Raw genomic sequence first — 17269 nt, forward strand, 5'->3', positions numbered from 1 at the left:
CCGGAATGAAAAAACGGTGCGCGAGCTCGTGGCCCGCGCACCGTCGTCGCTTTTCGTCGCGTCCCGCTTACAGGCGTTCGATGATGCCCGCGGCGCCCATGCCGGTGCCGACGCACATCGTGACCATCCCGTACTTCAGGTTGCGGCGGCGCAGGCCGTGCACGACGGTCGCCGCGCGGATCGCGCCGGTCGCGCCGAGCGGGTGGCCGAGCGCGATCGCGCCGCCCAGCGGGTTGACCTTCGACGGGTCGAGGCCGAGATCGCGAATCACCGCCAGCGACTGCGCGGCGAACGCCTCGTTCAGCTCGATCCAGTCGAGATCGTCCTGCTTCAGGCCCGCGGCCTTCAGCGCGGCCGGAATCGCTTCCTTCGGACCGATGCCCATGATTTCCGGCGGCACGCCGCGCACCGCGAAGCTCACGAAGCGCGCGAGCGGCGTCAGGTTGAATTCCTTGAGCACCTTCTCCGACACCACGAGCAGCGCGCCCGCGCCGTCCGACGTCTGCGAGCTGTTGCCGGCCGTGACCGAACCCTTGTTCGCGAACACCGTGCGCAGCTTCGCGAGGCCTTCGATCGACGTATCCGCGCGCGGACCTTCGTCGAGCGCGATCTCGCGCGTCTTCACGTCGACTTCGCCCGTCGCGAGGTTCGGGAAACGCTCGGTGAGCGTGTACGCGGCGATCTCGTCGTTGAACTCGCCGGCCTGCTGCGCGGCGAGCGCCTTGCGGTGCGACTCGACCGAGAACGCGTCCTGGTCTTCGCGGCTCACCTTCCACTGATCGGCGACGCGCTCGGCCGTCAGGCCCATCCCGTAAGCGATGCCGAAATCTTCGTTGCGATCGAAGATGTGCGGCGACATCGACGGCTTGTTGCCCATCATCGGCACCATGCTCATTGATTCGCAGCCGCCCGCGAACAGCGCGTCCGACTCGCCGACGCGGATGCGGTCGGCCGCCATCGCGAGCGCCGTGATGCCCGACGCGCAGAAGCGGTTGACCGTCACACCGCCGACCGTCTGCGGCAGGCCCGCGAGCAGCGCGCCCATCCGCGCGACGTTCAGGCCCTGCTCGGCTTCCGGAATCGCGCAGCCGATGATCGCGTCCTCGATCAGCTTCGTGTCGAAGCCGGGCACCTGCGCGACCGCCGACCTGATCGCGTGAACCAGCAGCTCGTCGGGGCGCGTGTTCTTGAAGACACCGCGCGGGGCCTTGCCGATCGGCGTGCGGCTGGCGGCGACGATGTATGCGTCTTGCAGTTGTTTGCTCATTTGAAGCTCCTGTCGGCCCGAGTTGGCGCTTCAGCGCTTACTCAGGCCCCATGCCTTGGCGATCGGCCGGAGTCGGTGCGTTAGCGCCGACTCCGGCCTCGAACACAGTCCTCAGTTACGCACCGGCTTGCCGGTCTGCAACATGCCCATGATCCGTTCCTGCGTCTTTTGCGTGCCGAGCAGCTCGACGAACGCGCGGCGCTCCAGCGCGAGCAGCCACTGCTCGTCGACGAGGCTGCCGGCTTCGACGTCGCCGCCGCACACGGCTTCGGCGATGCGGCTCGCGATCAGGTAGTCGTGGTCGCTGATGAAGCGGCCGTCGCGCATGTTGACGAGCGATGCCTTGATCGTCGCGATCGCCGAGCGGCCCGCGACCGGCACATCCTTCGCCCGCAGCGGTGCACGGTAGCCGGCTGCGGCCAGCGCACGCGCTTCCTTCTTCGCGGTGTCGAGCAGCTCGAACACGTTGAAGATGATCGTGTCGGACGGCTTCAGGTAGCCCATCGCGCGCGCATCGTGCGCGGACGCCGAGACCTTCGCCATCGCCGCGTTCTCGAACGACTTCGTGACGAACTTCAGGATGTCGGTGGTCGCGTTCGCGGCCGTGGCGGCGTCCGCCGCGCGCAGCGCCGCTTCCTTCAGGCCGCCGCCCGCCGGCACGAGGCCGACGCCCACTTCGACGAGACCGATGTAGCTCTCGACGTGCACGACGCGCTTCGCGCTGTGCAGCATCAGCTCGCACCCGCCGCCGAGCGCGATGCCCGACACGGCCGCGACGACCGGCACGTTCGCGTACTTCACGCGCAGCATGCCTTCCTGGAACTTCTTCACGAACGGCTCGATGCCTTTCGCGCCGCCCATCATGAACGCGGGCATCGCCTCTTCGAGGTTCGCGCCGGCCGAGAACGGGCCGCCCGGCGTGCCGAGCTTCAGCGACGTCGGCTGCCAGATCACCACGCCCTTGTAGTCCTTCTCCGCGAGCTCGATCGCCTGCACGAGGCCGTCGATCACGCTCGGCCCGATCGTGTTCATCTTCGACTTGAACGACACGATCACGACGTCGTCTTCACCGGCACGGTCGTCGACCCATGCGCGCACCGCGTCGGTCTCGAACAGCGTCTTGCCGTACGACTTCGGATCGGCTCCCGCTTCGCCGAGCAGCGGCGCGCGGAATACCTGCTTGCCGTAGACCGCGAGGTCCGAGCGCGGCACGAAGCGCTGCGCCGCCGGCGCCCACGAGCCTTCGGCCGTATGCACGCCGCCCTTCTCGGCGACCACGCCTTCGAGCACCCACGACGGCAGCGGCACGTTCGCGAGCGCCTTGCCGGCCGCGATGTCTTCCTGCACCCACTCGGCGACCTGCTTCCAGCCGGCAGCCTGCCAGCCTTCGAACGGGCCTTCGTTCCAGCCGAAACCCCAGCGGATCGCGAGGTCGACGTCGCGCGCGTTGTCGGCGATCGATTCGAGATGCACGCCGATGTAGTGGAACACGTCGCGGAAGATCGACCACAGGAACTGCGCGTGCGGATGGTCCGTCTCGCGCAGCAGCTTCAGGCGCTCGGCCGGCGGACGCTTCAGGATGCGGCCGACGGTTTCGTCGGCCTTCGCGCCGGCGTCGACGTAGCTGCCCGTCTTCGCGTCGAGCACCTTGATCGCCTTGCCTTCCTTCTTGTAGAAACCGCCGCCCGTCTTCTGGCCGAGCGCGCCCTGCTTCACCAGTTCGGCGAGCACGGCGGGCGTCTGGTAGACCGGGAAGAACGGATCATCGGCGAGGTTGTCCTGCATCGTCTTGATCACGTGCGCCATCGTGTCGAGGCCGACCACGTCCGCGGTGCGGAACGTCGCCGACTTCGCGCGACCGAGGCGGCTGCCCGTCAGGTCGTCGACTTCGTCGAAGCGCAGGCCGAACTTCGCGGCCTCGGTGATCACCGCGAGGATCGAGAAGATGCCGACGCGGTTCGCGATGAAGTTCGGCGTGTCCTTCGCGCGCACGACGCCCTTGCCGACGATGCTCGTCAGGAACGTCTCGAGCTGGTCGAGGATCTCCGGACGCGTATGCGCGGTCGGGATCAGCTCGACGAGGTGCATGTAGCGCGGCGGGTTGAAGAAGTGCACGCCGCAGAAGCGCGACTTCAGCTCGTCCGAGAAACCTTCGGACAGCTTCGTGATCGACAGGCCCGACGTGTTGGTCGCGAAGATCGCGTTCGGTGCGATGTGCGGCGCGACCTTCTTGTACAGGTCGTGCTTCCAGTCCATCCGCTCGGCGATCGCCTCGATCACGACGTCGCACTCGGCGAGCTTCGCGATGTCGTCTTCGTAGTTCGCTGCTTCGAGGTACTTCGCGTCGTCCTTCACGCCGAACGGCGCGGGCGACAACTTCTTCAGGTTCTCGATCGCCTTCAGCGCGATCGCGTTTTTCGGGCCTTCCTTGGCCGGCAGGTCGAACAGCAGCACCGGCACGCGCGCGTTGATGAGGTGCGCGGCGATCTGCGCGCCCATCACGCCGGCGCCCAGCACGGCGACCTTGCGAATCAGGAAATTGCTCACGGGATGTCTCCGGATGGTGTCGTGCAGCGCGGGAGGTGAGGGCTGCACGGCGTAGTGAGTACCAGGAACCGTTGCGTTCGGGCGGCGCGCATCGCGCACCGCCCGGACTCGCGTCAGAACAACGATTCGTCGACTTCCATCAGCGTCTTCGAGCCGGCGCGCGCGGCGCGGATCGTCGACGCCGTCTCGGGCAGCAGGCGCGCGAAGTAGAAGCGGGCCGTCGCGAGCTTCGACTTGTAGAACGGATCGCCCGATGCTTCGTTGTCGAGTGCGAGGCGCGCCATCCGCGCCCAGAAGTACGAGAACACCAGATGGCCGACGGTGCGCAGGTACGGTACGGCGGCAGCGCCGACTTCGTCCGGGTTCTGCATCGCCTTCATGCCGATTTCCATCGTCAGCTTCTGCACCTTGTCGCCGATGTCGGCGAGCGGGTTGATGAACTCGGCCATCTCCGGCTTCACACCTTCGGCTTCCGCGAATTCCGTGACGAGCTTGCCGAACTTCTTCAGCTTCGCACCCATGTCGCCGAGCACCTTGCGGCCCAGCAGGTCGAGCGACTGGATCGAGTTCGTGCCTTCGTAGATCATGTTGATCCGCGCGTCGCGCACGTACTGCTCCATGCCCCACTCGGAGATGAAGCCGTGGCCGCCGTAGATCTGCATCGCGTGGTTCGTGCACTCGAACGCGTTGTCGGTCAGGAACGCCTTGATGATCGGCGTGAGCAGCGCGACGAGGTCGGCCGATTCCTTGCGCACCGCTTCATCGCCGTGCGACAGTTCCTTGTCGATCTGCAGCGCCGACCAGTAGGTGAACGCGCGCGCACCTTCCGCGTAGGCCTTCTGCGTGAGCAGCATGCGGCGCACGTCCGGGTGCACGATGATCGGGTCGGCCGGCTTGTCCGGTGCCTTCGGGCCCGTCAGCGAGCGCATCTGCAGGCGCTCCTTCGCATACGCGAGCGAGTTCTGGTAAGCGACCTCCGTGAGGCCGAGGCCCTGCGCGCCGACGCCGAGGCGGGCCGCGTTCATCATCACGAACATCGCGTTCAAGCCCTTGTTCGGCTCGCCGACCATCCAGCCCTTCGCGTTGTCGAGGTTGATCACGCAGGTTGCGTTGCCGTGGATGCCCATCTTGTGCTCGATCGAGCCGCACTTGACGCCGTTGCGCTCGCCCGGCGCGCCCGACGCATCGGGAACGAACTTCGGCACGATGAACAGCGAGATGCCCTTCGTGCCCTGCGGCGCTTCCGGCAGGCGCGCGAGCACGAGGTGGACGATGTTCTCCGCCATGTCGTGTTCGCCGCTCGAGATGAAGATCTTCGTGCCGCTGATCGAGTAGGAACCGTCGCCGTTCGGTTCAGCCTTGGTGCGCAGGATGCCGAGGTCGGTGCCGCAGTGCGGTTCGGTCAGGCACATCGTGCCCGTCCATTCGCCCGTCACGAGCTTCGGCAGGTAGGCCTTCTGCAGTTCCGGCGAGCCGTGCGCGTGCACGCATTCGTACGCGCCGTGCGACAGGCCCGGATACATCGTCCATGCCTGGTTCGCCGAATTCATCATTTCGTAGAGCGCGTTGTTCACGAACGCGGGCAGGCCCTGGCCGCCGTAGTCCGGATCGCAGCCGAGCGCCGGCCAGCCGGCCTCGACGTATTGCCGGTAGGCCTCCTTGAAGCCGGTCGGGGTCTTCACGACGCCGTCGCCTTCATACGTGCAGCCTTCGCGGTCGCCGACCTGGTTCAGCGGGAACAGTACCTCGGAGCAGAACTTGCCCGCTTCCTCGAGGACCTGGTTGATCGTGTCGGCGTCGAGGTCCGCATGCCGCGGCATTTGCTTGACCTCGGCTTCGACGTTCAGAAGCTCGTGCAACACGAATTGCATGTCGCGCAGCGGCGCGGCGTACTGTCCCATGACTCTCTCCAAAGGTGGGCAAAACGGCTCGAGCTCCTGGCGGGCGGGTCACGCGCCGCTAACGGCTCTCGCTCTGATACGAAACAATCGTCTTTTCCAGCGCGGCCCACGTGAGGCGCACGGCATCCGGCGAATGCAGGAAGCGCGCGTCGTGATGCAGACCGAGCGTGAAGCTGTACAACTCGAAGAGCATCAGGTCCGGATCGGTGTCCGGGCGCAGATGCCCCTCTTCCATCGCCTGCGAAATCGCGCGCAGCAACGCCGCACGCCAGGCTGTCACGCTCGCGATCAACTGCTCGCGCACGGGGCTGTCCGGCCGGTCGTCGTACTCCACTGCACCGCTGATGTAGATGCACCCGGTCGTCACCTCCTGGATGCGCTTCTCGATCCAGCGCGCCAGCATCGCCCGCAGACGCGGTAGACCGCGCGACTCGCGCAGGCTCGGAAAGAACACCTCGTTTTCGAAACGATGGTGATACTCGCGGACGACCTCGACCTGCAGGTCCTCGCGCGATCCGAAGTGCGCGAACACGCCGCTCTTGCTCATCTGCATGCGCTCGGCCAGCAGGCCGATCGTCAGCCCCTCCAGCCCATCACGGCTGGCGAGGTCCAAAGCAGCTTCAAGTATCGCGGCACGCGTCTGTTCGCCTTTTCGCATAGCTATTTCTATAACCGTTCGGGGGTTCGAATAAAATCGAACGGCCGTACTATTATTGAGTGCGGCCGCTCGCGAAACAAGGAAATTATTAGAAACCGGTGTCTAACCGAGCCGCTATTTTGCGCGATTCCGGCGGGACCGGAGCGGCTTTTCCGCACGAACGTGCGGACAGATTTTTTGAAGCGAACGCTTAGTCGCAGCCTTAGTCGTAACTGCCGACCGTCAGCGCCTTCATCACGAGGCGGTAGGTGTTGTACGCGAGCCAGTTCAGCATACGCTCGATGCGCGGCCGTGCGGCGTACCGGGCGGCGTCGATCTCCCGGCCATCGGCGAACGCGGCCGCGATCGCGTCGCGCAGTTCGTTCGTGACTGCATCGTAGCGCACCAGCACGACGTTCGCTTCATTGTTCAGCATCAGGCTCAGCGCGTCGAGGTTCGACGAGCCGACCGTCGCCCAGTTGTCGTCGATCACGGCCACCTTGCCGTGCAGCATCGTCTTGTCGTATTCGGCGACGCGCACGCCCGCGCGCAGCAGCGCGTGATAGAGGAACGGCACGGCCGTATCGAGCGCCGCGAACTCCTTGCGGCCGATCAGGATCCGCACGTCGACGCCGCGTCGCGCGGCGCCCGTCAGCGCGCGGCGCAGCTTGCGGCCCGGCATGAAGTACGGATTCGCGAGCAGGATCTGCTGACGCGCCTGGCCGATCGCCGCGAGATAGGCCTTCTCGATCGCGCGGCGGTTCACGACGTTGTCGCGCGCGACGAACGCGACGCTCGGCTCCGTCACGACCCGCAGCGCGCCGGCCTTGATCCAGCGGTGGCTGCGCATCCAGCGCCGGAACATGTCGGGGAACGCTTCGCCGCCGTGCAGCCCGGCCGCGTATTGCGCATACGGCTTGTGGCCGAACCGGATCCGGTGCCATTGCAGCTCGAACGCGGCGCGCACGTCGGACACCGCGGGCCCCGCCATCTCGACCGCGAAATCCCAGCGCGGAAACGGCAGCGTCGTGCCGTTTTGCGCGTAGTCGTCGATGATGTTGATGCCGCCGCAGAACGCGCTCGCGTGATCGATCACCGCGAGCTTGCGGTGCGTGCGGGAGAAGCCGAAGCGGCCGAACAGGAAACGGTTGTAGATGCAGTGCTCGACGCCGGATTGCACCCACGTGTCGAACAGCGGCAGGCGCGCGGTACCGATGCCGTCGGTGATCACGCGCACGCGCACGCCGCGCTGCGCCGCGCGGATCAGCGCGTCCGACACCGGCCGGCCGGCCGCGTCGTCGCAGAAGATGTAGGTTTCGAGCATCACCTGCTCGCGCGCGGCGTCGATCCGTTCGATCAGCGAGTGGAAGAATTCGCCGCCGGTCTCGCACAGCCGCACGGTGTTGCCCGACGTGAATGCGAGCCGCGACGCGGAACCGCGTTCCTGCAGGAACATCTGCCGCAATTGCGCGAAGCGCTTGCGGGTCTCCGCATTCATGCGGACGAGCCGTGCGGCACCCGCGCGAGTGCCACGCGCACGGGCAATTGCAGGATCGCCTCGGCATTCGACGGCGAGAAGCAGCGCGCGGCCGCCTCGCGGAACGGCAGCCATGCATGGTCGACATGCTCGCGCGGCGACAGCGTCACGTCGACACGGCGCGGCACGCACAGGCCGAACCAGTGCTCGACGTTGCGCGTGACGCCCGGCGCATAGCGGTGCAGGTATTGCGGATAGATCGTGTATTCGATCCGGTGGCGCCAGTCGACCAGCGCGGTGGCCGGCACGTCCGCCGTGCCGACCGAAATGCCGGTTTCCTCCGCGACTTCGCGCGCGGCCGTGAGCGCGAGCGGCTCGTCGAGCGCGTCCTTCGAGCCGGTTACCGATTGCCAGAAATCGGGCTGGTCGGCACGCTTGATCACGAGCACATCGAGGTCGGGCGTGTAGATCACGACGAGAACGGATTCGGGGATTTTCGGCGGCTTCGTCATCTTTGTTTCACGCGGCACGGGGCCGTGCGTCGGCCATGTGCTCCGAACGTGCGGCAAGTGCTGCGACTGTACCGCAAAAAATGAAAAAGGCGCATCGCGGCGCCTTGTTCATGTGCGTCGTGTGCGCGTCGCCGCACACACGACCTGCGCGACGCGCGTTACGCCTTCGGCTGCTCCGGCTGACGCAGACGGATGTGCAGTTCGCGCAGCTGGCGCTCGTCGACCGGGCTCGGCGCCTGCGTGAGCAGATCCTGCGCACGCTGCGTCTTCGGGAACGCGATCACGTCGCGGATCGAGTCGGCACCGGCCATCATCGTGACGATACGGTCGAGGCCGAATGCGATACCGCCGTGCGGCGGCGCACCGTACTGCAGCGCGTCGAGCAGGAAGCCGAACTTGAGCTGAGCCTCTTCCGCGCCGATCTTCAGCGCGCGGAACACCTTGCTCTGCACTTCCTCGCGGTGGATACGCACCGAGCCGCCGCCGATTTCCCAGCCGTTCAGCACCATGTCGTAGGCCTTCGCGAGGCAGCGGCCCGGATCGGTCTCGAGGTACTCGAGGTGCTCGTCCTTCGGGCTCGTGAACGGGTGGTGCGCAGCGACGTAACGGGCATCTTCGTCGTCGTATTCGAACATCGGGAAGTCGACGACCCACAGCGGCTTCCAGCCGGCCTGGACGAGGCCGCTTGCCTTGCCGAATTCCGAATGGCCGATCTTCAGGCGCAGCGCGCCGAGGCTGTCGTTGACGACCTTCGCGCGGTCGGCCGCGAAGAAGATGATGTCGCCGTCTTCGGCGCCCGTGCGCTCGAGGATCGCCGCGATCGACGCGTCGTGCAGGTTCTTGACGATCGGGCTCTGCAGGCCGTCGCGGCCCTTCGCCTTTTCGTTGACCTTGATCCAGGCGAGGCCCTTCGCGCCGTAGATGCGCACGAATTCCGTGTAGCCGTCGATGTCGCCGCGCGACAGTTCGCCGCCCTTCGGCACGCGCAGCGCCGCGACACGGCCGTCCTTCGCGTTGGCCGGCGTGCTGAACACCTTGAAGTCGACGTCCTTCATCGCGTCGGTGAGCTCGGTGAATTCGAGCTGCACGCGCAGGTCCGGCTTGTCCGAACCGAAACGCGCCATCGCTTCCGAGTACGGCATCACCGGGAAGGTCGCGTCGAGCTCGACGTCGATCGTCGTCTTGAAGATGTGACGGATCATGTCTTCGAACAGGTCACGGATTTCCTGCTCGCCGAGGAACGACGTCTCGCAGTCGATCTGCGTGAATTCCGGCTGGCGGTCGGCGCGGAGGTCTTCGTCGCGGAAGCACTTGGTGATCTGGTAGTAACGGTCGAAGTTCGCGACCATCAGCAGCTGCTTGAACAGCTGCGGCGACTGCGGCAGCGCGAAGAACTGGCCCGCGTTCACGCGCGACGGCACGAGGTAGTCGCGCGCGCCTTCCGGCGTGCTCTTCGTCAGCATCGGCGTTTCGATGTCGATGAAGCCCTGCTCGTCGAGGTACTTGCGCGCCTCGATCGCGACGCGGTAACGCAGGCGCAGGTTGTGCTGCATCTGCGGACGGCGCAGGTCGAGCACGCGGTGCGTGAGGCGCGTCGTTTCCGACAGGTTGTCATCGTCGAGCTGGAACGGCGGCGTGACCGACGCGTTCAGCACGGTCAGCTCGTGGCACAGCACTTCGATCTTGCCGCTCTTCAGCCCGGCGTTGACCGTGCCTTCCGGACGGTTGCGCACGAGGCCCTTCACCTGCACGCAGAACTCGTTGCGCACGCCTTCGGCGGTCGCGAACATCTCCGCGCGATCCGGGTCGCACACCACCTGCACGAGGCCTTCACGATCGCGCAGGTCGATGAAGATCACACCACCGTGATCGCGGCGGCGCTGCACCCAGCCGCACAGCGACACGGTTTGGCCCAGCAGGTGTTCGGTCACGAGACCGCAGTATTCAGTACGCATCGACATGATGTTTGCTTTCGTTCGGTTTAATCAACGGGCGCCGCGACGCGCGGCCCGGGCGATGATTCTTTACTTACAGCGGCGGCTCGACGGGGCGGCGGGCGGGCGCCGGAGCCGGCGCCGTAGGCGCCACGACGCCCATCGAGACGATGTACTTGAGCGCGGCATCGACCGACATGTCGAGTTCGATGACTTCGCTCTTCGGCAGCATCAGGAAGAAGCCCGACGTCGGGTTCGGCGTCGTGGGCACGTACACGCTCACGTACTCTTCCGTCAGATGGTTGACCACGTCGCCGCCGGGCGTGCCGGTCAGAAACGCGATCGTATACGAGCCGCGGCGCGGGTATTCGATCAGCAGCGCCTTGCGGAACGCGTTGCCGCTGCTCGACAGCAGCGTGTCCGACACCTGCTTGACGCTCGTGTAGATCGGCCCGACGACCGGGATGTGACGCACGACCGCGTTCCACCACGTGACGAGCTTCTGGCCGATGAAGTTCCGCGTGGCCAGGCCGACGACGAAGATGAACGCGAGCGTCAGCACCGCGCCGATCCCCGGCAGGTGGAAGCCGAGCAGCCGCTCGGGCTGCCACGATTCGGGCAGCAGGAGCAGCGTCTGGTCCATCGTACCGATGATGAGACCGAGCACCCACAGCGTGATCGCGAGCGGGACGAGAACCAGCAGGCCGGTCAGAAACACCGATTTCAGGGTCGTCTTTTTCATCATCTGCCGTCAATGAACCGCGCCTGCGGCGCGGATTGGTCGCGACCCGGGCGGGCCGCGACGGTCAACTGCTGGCGGCGGGCGCTGCAGCCGGGGCGGGCGCGGCGCTCGTCGTCGTGCTTTCGGAACTGCTCGCCGCAGCCGGCGCGGCCGCTGCGGGTGAAGCTTCCGCCGGAGCTGCCGGCGCCGCGTCGCCCGACGCCGTCGGCGGCGCGCTGGCACCAGCCGAACCGCCGCGGAAATCGGTGACATACCAACCCGAACCCTTCAGCTGGAAGCCTGCGGCAGTGACCTGCTTGCGAAACGCATCCTTCCCGCATTCCGGGCACTGCGACAGCGGCACGTCGCTCATCTTCTGGAGCACGTCCTTCGCGAAGCCACACGCTTCGCATCGATAGGCGTAGATCGGCATGATATTTTTCCCGCAGAAACTGGAAACGGCTTGCAAAACCTTGAATTATAGCTGAAACCCCGGCGCACTCCGGCAATGACCGCGACGCCCGGGCATCAGCGGCGGCGCCACGTGAGCCAGCGCTCGTGCCCTTCGAATACGGCCAGCGAATCGGTCACGGGCAAATCCTCGATCAGTTCGAAGTGCGGCGAGAGCAGCGCGTCGAGTTCGGCGCGCTCGATCCCGAACGGCGGCCCCTTCGGTTTCGCCATCAGGAAGAAATAGCCGGCCAGCAATCCGTCCGCGGGCAGCAGCTCGGCCATCCGTGCCGCATAGTCGGCGCGCATACCCGGCGGCAGCGCGCACAGGAACGCGCGCTCGTACACCCACTGCACGTCGAACGGCGGCCGGTACGCGAAGAAGTCGGCCTGCTCGACGACGTCCGCGTGCGCACCGAGCTGCGCCTTCGCGGCGGCCACCGCCTGCGCGGCGAAATCGATCGCACGCACGGGCCAGCCGGCCTGCGCGAGCCATCCGGCCTCCTGCGCACTGCCGCAGCCGGGAATCAGCACCGTGCACGGCTCGAGCCGGTGCGCGAATACGCGAAAGCCGTCGGGCACGCCGCCGAATTCCCACGGCGTCACGCCGCGCTCGAAACGCTCGTCCCAGAACGATGCGTTGCCGGGGTCGCGCGTCGCGAAATCGGCGGCCGCCGGTGCGGCCGGTTGCTTCGGATCGGACATCGCCCTGCTCCTTTCGGTCATGTGCCGTACGCAAGCGCGAGCAGCACGCGCGCGACGAGCGCCCCGACGCCGACGGCAAGGCCGAAGATCAGCAGCGCCTGCAACAGCCGGTTCGTGCGTTTCTGCTCGATGAGGATCTGGCGCATCAGGTCCTCGCTCGCGGCGCGCGGCGCGTCATGGCGCGCCGCCATCGCGTGGTGGATCAGGCGCGGCAGTTGCGGCAGCGTCTTGCTCCACTGCGGCGCCTCGACCTTGAAGCGCTCGTACCAGCCGCGCAGGCCAATCTGCTCGGTCATCCAGCGCTCGAGGTACGGCTTCGCGGTCTTCCACAGATCGAGTTCGGGGTCGAGCGAGCGGCCGAGCCCTTCGACGTTCAGCATCGTCTTCTGCAGCAGCACGAGTTGCGGCTGGATCTCGACGTTGAAGCGGCGCGACGTCGAGAACAGGCGCATCAGCACCTGGCCGAGCGAGATGTCCTTCAGCGCACGGTCGAAATACGGCTCGCACACGGCGCGGATCGCGCTTTCGAGCTCCTCGACGCGCGTCTCGGGCGGCACCCAGCCCGATTCGAGGTGAAGCGTCGCGACGCGGTGGTAGTCGCGCTTGAAAAATGCGAGAAAGTTCTGCGCGAGGTAGTTCTTGTCGAAATCGGACAGCGCGCCGACGATCCCGAAATCGAGCGCGATGTAGCGGCCGAACGTGTTCGGGTCGAGGCTCACCTGGATGTTGCCGGGGTGCATGTCCGCGTGGAAGAAGCCGTCGCGGAACACCTGCGTGAAGAAGATCTCGACGCCTTCGCGCGCGAGCTTCTTGATGTCGACGCCGGCCGAGCGCAGCGTCTCGACCTGGCTGATCGGCACGCCGGTCATGCGCTCCATCACGAGCACCTGCGACGTCGAGAAATCCCAGAACATCTCGGGCACGAGCAGCAGGTCGAGGCCCGCGAAGTTGCGGCGCAACTGGCTGCCGTTCGCGGCCTCGCGCATCAGGTCGAGCTCGTCGTGCAGGTATTTGTCGAATTCGGCGACGACCTCGCGCGGCTTCAGGCGCCGGCCGTCGGCCCACATGCGCTCGGTCCAGATCGCGATGTCGCGCATCAGCGCGAGGTCGGAGTCGATCACGGACAGCATGTTCGGGCGCAACACCTTGACGGCAACGGCCTTGCCCGCGTGCACGCCCTCCTTGAGCTTCGCGAAATGCACCTGCGCGATCGACGCGCTCGCGATCGGCTCACGCTCGAATTCGTCGAACAGCTCGTCGACCGGCGCGCCGAGCGACTTCTCGATGATCGCGATCGCGACCGCCGAATCGAACGGAGGCACCTGGTCCTGAAGCTTCGCGAGTTCGTTCGCGAAATCGACCGACAGCAGGTCGCGGCGCGTCGACAGCACCTGGCCGAACTTCACGAAGATCGGGCCGAGGCTTTCGAGCGCGTGGCGCAGCCGCACGGCGGGCGGATCGGAATAGCGGCGGCCGATGGTCGTGATCCGCAGCAGCAGTTTCACGCGCCGGTCGTCGATCCGGGACAGCATGACTTCGTCGAGACCAAAGCGGATGACGGTGTAGACAATCTTGATAAAACGGAAAATGCGCATGCCCTGCGGCCCTCAGTGCGCGCCGCGCGGGCCGGAACCCGTGCGCGCGCCGATTTTTTGTTCGAGTCGCTCGACCCGCTTTTCGACCCGCGCGAGCGCATCGCGTGCGCGCGCCAGTTCGGCGTCGAAGCCGCCGAGCGACGCGCGCCGGACGACTTGCGGGTTCTCGTCGAGCCAGTATTCGGCGACGGTATCGAGCATGTTGCGGCCGGTGCGTCGCGCGCGGGCACCGGCGTCGCGCACGACCGTCGCGATCCGGTATGCCGCCGCGTCGCCGACCAGCTTCGCGAGATCTTCTTCAGGTTCCCAGCGCAGGTGCTCGGCCAGCTTAGCGATCTGCGTCGCGAACTCCGCGTCGCCCTCGATCTTCACATGCTTCATCACGGCCGCCTGGCCGCCCTGCAGGAACGCGGCGACCGTATCGCCGGCGAGTGCGATCGACACGTCGACCTGTTGCGCATCGTGCGCGTCGACGGCCGACAGATAGCCGTCGGGCTGCACCAGCAGCGTGAGCGTAACGGGAGGCACGTCGATCCGGGCAGTCTTGCCCGCATAGGGAATCAGGCGGTCGCGCGCCCACGATTCGCGCGCGAGCAGGTGATTGACAGCAGCAGCAAAAGGCTTGGCGGCAAAGGTCATCGGGCTGGGAAAGAAAAAACCCGCGCAGGCCGGGCGCCCACGCGGGTTTCTATTGTAACGTCGGATCGTCGGCAGACCGTGCCCGACCGCACACCCGGGCGGCAAGCGGTCGCAGTGCGGCGGCCGTCGCCCGGGTGACCGGCGGCACGGGCCGCCGGTCACGCTCAGTGCGTGTTGATCTGCTGGATGCCCGCGAGCAGCCAGCCCTGACTGCCCGACTTCGACAGGTTCCACACCTCGTCGAACGGCGCGGCCGACGCACTCGCCGACTCGCGGATCAGGCCGTGGAAGCGCACGCTCGCCGACTGCTCGATGCCGCGATCCTCGATCGCGACCAGTTCCGCGTCGAGCTGCACGACGTCGGTCTGGTTCGACTCGTTGCCGCGCGAATCGAGGTCGATCTTGATCTCGGCGAACATTTCGGGCGTCGTGAACTCGCGGATGTCGGCCAGGTTGCCCTGGTCCCACGCGGCTTGCAGGCGCACGAAATAGACCTTCGAGCTGCGCAGGAACGCTTCGGTGTCGAAGCCGGCCGGCACCTGGAGCGGCGCCGCCGCAGCAGCAGCGCCGGCGGCCGCGGCACCGCCGCCGAACACGCCTTGCGCTTCGTTCGCGTAGCTGCTGCCGCTGCCCGCATAGTTGCTGCCGGTGCTGTTCTGCTGGAACGACGGGCTTTGCGAGTAGCCGCCCGATGCTGACGACGACGCCGACGCCGAGCCGCCGACCGAGTACGCCGGCTCCTGCGTACGACGGCGGTTCATGAACTTGCGGACCAGCCAGATGCCGACCATCGCGAGCAGCGCGATCACGATGATGTTCGACATCATGCCGGCGAACGCCTCGCCGAGACCGAAGTGCGACAGCAGCGCCGCGATGCCGAGACCGGCCGCGAGACCGGCGATCGGCCCGAGCCAGCGCGAGCGGTTGGGCTGCGCGGCCGGCGCGGGCGCGGCCGGGTTCGCACGCTGCGCCTGCGACGGCGCGGCCTGCTGCATCGGCTGCTGCGCGGGCGGCGTGGCCTGGCGCTGCGTGACGGTGGAATTCTGGCGGCCGATGCTGCGCCCGCCGCCCACGCGCCTGGCTTCAGCGTCGAGCGATGCGAACGTGCCGGCCGTGAGCAGGCCGACCATCAGCAGCGTGCCGACCCGTCGAGCCCACGGCTTCGACGGCTTGCTACGGTTGAACAACGAACGCGAATCGGACATCAGTTTCTCCAGATGTAAGGCGAATGTATGGAAAGAACCCCTTAGTACTTGGTTCCCATGTGTAAAGCTACCACGCCACCTGACAAATTGTAATATTTGACGGCATCGAGGCCCGCTTGTTCCATCATCGTCTTCAGTGTGTCCTGGTCGGGGTGCATCCGGATAGATTCAGCAAGATACCGGTAACTTTCAGCATCTTTCGCGAACTTGTCGCCAAGCCACGGTAATACTTTGAAAGAATACAGATCGTACGCTTTTTTCAGCGGATCCCAGACTTTCGAGAATTCCAGCACCATCACGCGGCCGCCGGGCTTCGTCACGCGGCGCATCTCGGCCAGCGCGGCGTCCTTGTGCGTCATGTTGCGCAGCCCGAACGCGACCGTGACGACATCGAAGTAGTTGTCCGGAAAGGGCGTTTTCTCGGCGTCGCACAGCAGCGACGGCGTCACGATCCCCTTGTCGAGCAGCCGGTCGCGGCCGACGCGCAGCATCGATTCGTTGATGTCCGTGTGCCAGACCTCGCCCGTCGGGCCGGCCGCCTTCGCGAACGATCGGGTCAGGTCGCCGGTGCCGGCCGCGATGTCGAGCACCTTGAAGCCGGGGCGCACGTTCGCCTGCGCGATCGTGAACGCCTTCCACGCGCGGTGCATGCCCGCCGACATCAGGTCGTTCATCAGATCGTAGTTGCTCGCGACCGAATGGAACACACCCGCCACTTTCTTCGCTTTTTCGTTTTCCTCGACGCTTTCGAAGCCGAAGTGGGTTTTGCTCATCGCGTTGATCCTCAGTAAATGGCAAGACGGCGCCGAGCGGGCGCCGTCGATTTCAGTGGCAGTGGCCGTGCGGCGCCGCGGCCGCCTGCATCGGGGCGTCGCGATCGGCGCCCGCCGCCTTCAGTTTGTCGAAATAGTCGCGCCACAGCGCATCCTGCTGCGTGGCCAGCTCGTACAGCAGATCCCACGAGTAGATGCCGGTCGAATGGCCGTCGGAGAACGTCGGCTGCAGCGCATAGTTGCCGACGCCCTCGAGCGCCGTGATCGTCACTTCGCGCTTGCCGGTCTGCAGCGTCTCCTGGCCCGGCCCGTGGCCGCGCACCTCGGCCGACGGCGAATAGACGCGCATCAGCTCGAATGGAATCCGGTAGCTGTCGCCGTTCGGGTACTGCAATTCGAGCACGCGCGACACCGCGTGCACGACGACGCCGGACGGAATCGGCGTCGTGGAAGTCAAACCGCTCATGGCTGCCTCGAATCGGTCATGCGTTGAATTTCCTCGCGCACCGCATTGTGCAGCAGCGAGGCCTGCGCGGCGCGCGTGCGCAGCAGCGCCTCGGACACGCTGCGCTGGCGCGGCGCCCACACGGGCTGCGGGAAATGGGCGTCATTCGAAAAGCGCGGGATCACGTGCCAGTGCACGTGCGGCACCATGTTGCCGAGGCTCGCGAGATTCACCTTGTTCGGCTGCATCACGCGGCGCACGGCCCGCTCGACCGCGGAGACCACGCGCATCAGGTGTGCCCGCTCGGGCTCGCCGAGATCGGAGAATTCGGCCACGTGCGCGCCCCAGATCACCCGGCAGAAGCCCGGGTACTCGTGCTCGCCCGTCGCGAGGACGACGCGCAGCGCATCGTCCCGCCAGAGCAGCTCGCCGCCGTCTTCACGGCAAAACACGCATTCCAT

At 66.4% G+C, this 17269-nt stretch carries 16 protein-coding genes; all 16 read right to left on the reverse strand.

Going from position 1 to position 17269, the window contains the following annotated elements:
• Nucleotides 1–67: 67 nt before the first annotated feature.
• Nucleotides 68–1267: an acetyl-CoA C-acyltransferase gene (locus BFF94_RS31290; RefSeq protein ID WP_128849490.1), complete on the reverse strand. Its 1200-nt coding sequence runs from the start codon at nucleotides 1265–1267 to the stop codon at nucleotides 68–70.
• A 111-nt stretch (nucleotides 1268–1378) separates the two neighbouring features.
• The gene (locus tag BFF94_RS31295) at nucleotides 1379–3814 is read right to left on the reverse strand and encodes a 3-hydroxyacyl-CoA dehydrogenase/enoyl-CoA hydratase family protein (protein WP_128849487.1); all 2436 of its coding nucleotides are present in this window, start codon (nucleotides 3812–3814) and stop codon (nucleotides 1379–1381) included.
• A 113-nt stretch (nucleotides 3815–3927) separates the two neighbouring features.
• On the reverse strand, nucleotides 3928–5715 hold the full coding sequence (locus BFF94_RS31300; RefSeq protein WP_128849484.1) for an acyl-CoA dehydrogenase C-terminal domain-containing protein: 1788 nt from the start codon (nucleotides 5713–5715) through the stop codon (nucleotides 3928–3930).
• Between the two features lie 58 nt (nucleotides 5716–5773).
• Nucleotides 5774–6373, reverse strand: a complete 600-nt coding sequence (locus BFF94_RS31305; protein ID WP_128849481.1) for a TetR/AcrR family transcriptional regulator — start codon at nucleotides 6371–6373, stop codon at nucleotides 5774–5776.
• A 202-nt stretch (nucleotides 6374–6575) separates the two neighbouring features.
• The gene (gene clsB / locus BFF94_RS31310; RefSeq protein ID WP_128849478.1) at nucleotides 6576–7850 is read right to left on the reverse strand and encodes a cardiolipin synthase ClsB; all 1275 of its coding nucleotides are present in this window, start codon (nucleotides 7848–7850) and stop codon (nucleotides 6576–6578) included.
• Nucleotides 7847–8341 carry a dihydroneopterin triphosphate diphosphatase gene (gene nudB, locus BFF94_RS31315; RefSeq protein ID WP_128849476.1) on the reverse strand — a complete coding sequence of 165 codons (495 nt, stop codon included), beginning with the start codon at nucleotides 8339–8341 and terminating at the stop codon, nucleotides 7847–7849. The genes clsB and nudB overlap by 4 nt, the downstream gene beginning before the upstream one ends.
• 158 nt (nucleotides 8342–8499) lie before the next feature.
• Nucleotides 8500–10302, reverse strand: coding sequence for an aspartate--tRNA ligase (gene aspS / locus BFF94_RS31320; protein ID WP_128849474.1), 1803 nt, complete (start codon nucleotides 10300–10302; stop codon nucleotides 8500–8502).
• A gap of 67 nt (nucleotides 10303–10369) precedes the next feature.
• Nucleotides 10370–11020: a DUF502 domain-containing protein gene (locus BFF94_RS31325; protein WP_162285585.1), complete on the reverse strand. Its 651-nt coding sequence runs from the start codon at nucleotides 11018–11020 to the stop codon at nucleotides 10370–10372.
• 61 nt (nucleotides 11021–11081) lie between these two features.
• Nucleotides 11082–11429: an FmdB family zinc ribbon protein gene (locus tag BFF94_RS31330; RefSeq protein WP_219140206.1), complete on the reverse strand. Its 348-nt coding sequence runs from the start codon at nucleotides 11427–11429 to the stop codon at nucleotides 11082–11084.
• A 95-nt stretch (nucleotides 11430–11524) separates the two neighbouring features.
• The gene (locus BFF94_RS31335) at nucleotides 11525–12151 is read right to left on the reverse strand and encodes a class I SAM-dependent methyltransferase (protein ID WP_128849468.1); all 627 of its coding nucleotides are present in this window, start codon (nucleotides 12149–12151) and stop codon (nucleotides 11525–11527) included.
• A 17-nt stretch (nucleotides 12152–12168) separates the two neighbouring features.
• On the reverse strand, nucleotides 12169–13746 hold the full coding sequence (gene ubiB, locus BFF94_RS31340; protein ID WP_128849465.1) for a ubiquinone biosynthesis regulatory protein kinase UbiB: 1578 nt from the start codon (nucleotides 13744–13746) through the stop codon (nucleotides 12169–12171).
• A gap of 12 nt (nucleotides 13747–13758) precedes the next feature.
• On the reverse strand, nucleotides 13759–14385 hold the full coding sequence (locus BFF94_RS31345) for a ubiquinone biosynthesis accessory factor UbiJ (RefSeq protein ID WP_128849462.1): 627 nt from the start codon (nucleotides 14383–14385) through the stop codon (nucleotides 13759–13761).
• A gap of 164 nt (nucleotides 14386–14549) precedes the next feature.
• The gene (locus tag BFF94_RS31350; RefSeq protein ID WP_219140207.1) at nucleotides 14550–15590 is read right to left on the reverse strand and encodes a Tim44 domain-containing protein; all 1041 of its coding nucleotides are present in this window, start codon (nucleotides 15588–15590) and stop codon (nucleotides 14550–14552) included.
• A gap of 41 nt (nucleotides 15591–15631) precedes the next feature.
• A complete protein-coding gene (gene ubiE, locus BFF94_RS31355; RefSeq protein ID WP_128850208.1) occupies nucleotides 15632–16363 on the reverse strand; it encodes a bifunctional demethylmenaquinone methyltransferase/2-methoxy-6-polyprenyl-1,4-benzoquinol methylase UbiE in 732 nt (243 codons plus the stop codon).
• Nucleotides 16364–16415: 52 nt separating this feature from the next.
• Nucleotides 16416–16829, reverse strand: a complete 414-nt coding sequence (locus BFF94_RS31360) for a gamma-butyrobetaine hydroxylase family protein (RefSeq protein WP_034179009.1) — start codon at nucleotides 16827–16829, stop codon at nucleotides 16416–16418.
• Entirely contained in the window at nucleotides 16826–17269 is a 444-nt protein-coding gene (locus BFF94_RS31365) for an HIT family protein (RefSeq protein ID WP_128850210.1), read from the reverse strand. The genes BFF94_RS31360 and BFF94_RS31365 overlap by 4 nt, the downstream gene beginning before the upstream one ends.

The organism is Burkholderia catarinensis (genome assembly GCF_001883705.2).
Taxonomy (GTDB): Bacteria; Pseudomonadota; Gammaproteobacteria; order Burkholderiales; family Burkholderiaceae; genus Burkholderia; species Burkholderia catarinensis.